3 protein-coding genes are annotated in these 2084 nt (G+C 60.8%); all 3 read right to left on the bottom strand.

Annotated features, from left to right (window positions below; translation table 11 throughout):
* Positions 1-722: ABC transporter ATP-binding protein (locus tag ACQZ5G_RS25045; RefSeq protein WP_448739302.1), on the bottom strand; the 722-nt coding region annotated here is incomplete at its 3' end.
* Positions 723-734: 12 nt separating this feature from the next.
* Positions 735-1559: a carbohydrate ABC transporter permease gene (locus tag ACQZ5G_RS25040; RefSeq protein ID WP_003525171.1), complete on the bottom strand. Its 825-nt coding sequence runs from the start codon at positions 1557-1559 to the stop codon at positions 735-737.
* A 12-nt stretch (positions 1560-1571) separates the two neighbouring features.
* Positions 1572-2084, bottom strand: a 513-nt coding sequence (locus tag ACQZ5G_RS25035) for a carbohydrate ABC transporter permease (protein WP_448739303.1), incomplete at its 5' end; no start/stop codon positions are given.

Here is a 2084-nt window from a genome sequence, read left to right as displayed (position 1 = left end):
AGGTTCATGCGCGGCGAGCCGATGAAGCCGGCGACGAAGAGGTTGGCGGGGGTGCGGTAAAGCTCCATCGGCGAGCCGACCTGCTCGATATTGCCGCGGTTCAAGACGACGATCTTGTCGGCCATGGTCATGGCTTCCACCTGGTCGTGGGTGACGTAGATCATCGTCGTCTTCAGCGTGTTGTGCAGCTCGGAGATTTCCAGCCGCATGGTGCCGCGCAGCGCCGCATCGAGGTTGGAAAGCGGTTCGTCGAACAGGAAGGCGGAAGGTTCGCGCACGATGGCGCGGCCGATGGCGACACGCTGGCGCTGGCCGCCTGATAGTTGCGAGGGCCGGCGCTCGAGATAATCGGTAAGGTTCAGCACCCGGGCGGCATCTTCGACCTTCTTGTCGATCACCGCCTTATCGAGCTTGGCCATCTTCAGCGGGAAGGCGATGTTGTTCCTGACACTCATATGCGGATAAAGCGCATAGGACTGGAACACCATGGCAAGGCCGCGCTCGGCCGGCGCCTTTTCCGTCACATCCTTGCCGTCGATGACGATCTTGCCGCCGGAAACATCTTCCAGCCCGGCGATCAGGCGCAGCAGCGTGGACTTGCCGCAGCCGGAGGGACCGACGAAGACGACGAATTCGCCGTCGTGGATATCAAGATCGATCGACGGGATGACTTTCGCCTCACCGAAGAGCTTGGACACGTTCTGAAGGGAAATGCTGCCCATGTTTGTCGTTCCTTATTTCACGGCGCCAAAGGTCAGGCCACGCACGAGTTGTTTCTGCGAGAACCAGCCGATGACGAGAATGGGGGCGATCGCCATCATCGAGGCGGCCGAGAGTTTTGCCCAGAACAGCCCCTGTGGGCTCGAGAAGGAGGCGATGAAGGCCGTCAGCGGGGCGGCATTGGTGGTCGTCAGCCGGATGGTCCAGAAGGATTCGTTCCAGGCAAGGATGACGTTGAGGAGCAGTGTCGAGGCAATGCCCGGCACCGCCATCGGCGTCAGCACATGCACGATCTCGTTCCACAGGGATGCGCCATCCATGCGGGCTGCTTCCAGAATCTCGCCGGGGATTTCCCGGAAGTAAGTGTAGAGCATCCAGATGACGATCGGCAGGTTGATGAAGGTGAGCATGATGGTGAGCCCGATGCGGGTATCGAGCAGGCCGGCATTGCGGAAGATCAGATAGATCGGCACCAGCACGGCGACGGCCGGCATCATCTTGGTGGAGAGCATCCACATCAAAATGTCCTTGGTGCGCTTGGTCGGCGAGAACGCCATGGCCCAGGCGGCGGGAATGGCGATGATCAGCGCGATGATCGTCGAGCCGAGCGACAGCACCACCGAGTTCATGAAGGGCTTGAAGTAATCGCGCTGGGTCTGCACCGTCACGTAATTCTCGAGCGTGCCCGAGGGAATGAGGCTGAAGCCGGCGATTGCCTCCGGCTCGGTCTTGATCGAGGTGAGGAAGGCATAGAGGATCGGGAAGAACAGCAACAGCGCCACGGCCCAGGCCGCGATGGAAAAGCCGATCTTCGCACGTGTGGTTGTCTTGCGGGCCATGATGTTTCCCCCTTACCGGTCGAGGTTCTTGCCGACGGCGCGCATCAGGAAGATGGCGACGATATTGGCGAGGATGACGGCGATGATGCCGCCGGCCGAAGCGCCGCCGACGTCGTAGCCCAGAAGCGCCGTGCGATAGATGAGGAAGGCGAGGTTGGTGGAGGCGTAACCGGGGCCGCCATTGGTGGTGACGAGGATTTCCGCATAAACGCCGAGCAGGAAGATCGTCTGGATCAGGATGACGACGGTGATGGCGCGCGACAGATGCGGCAGGGTCAGGTAGATGAAGCGGTTGACGAAGTTGGCGCCATCCATCTCGGCCGCTTCCTTCTGTTCGCCATCGAGCGACTGCAGGGCGGTGAGCAGGATCAGCGTCGCGAACGGCAGCCATTGCCAGGCGACGATGATGATGATGGACAGCAGCGGAAACTGCGCAAACCAGTCGACCGGCTGGAAACCGAAGAAGCGGGAAAGATCGGCAAGCACGCCGTAACCGGGATGCATGATCATGTTCTTCCACACCAA

Source organism: Agrobacterium sp. 22-214-1 (genome assembly GCF_053522465.1).
This window is presented reverse-complemented; position numbering and strand designations above follow the sequence as displayed.

Excerpts from the sequence above, each read along its gene's own strand:
- ACQZ5G_RS25040 (WP_003525171.1), bottom strand. The coding sequence starts at position 1,559 with ATGGCCCGCAAGACAACCACACGTGCGAAGATCGGCTTTTCCATCGCG.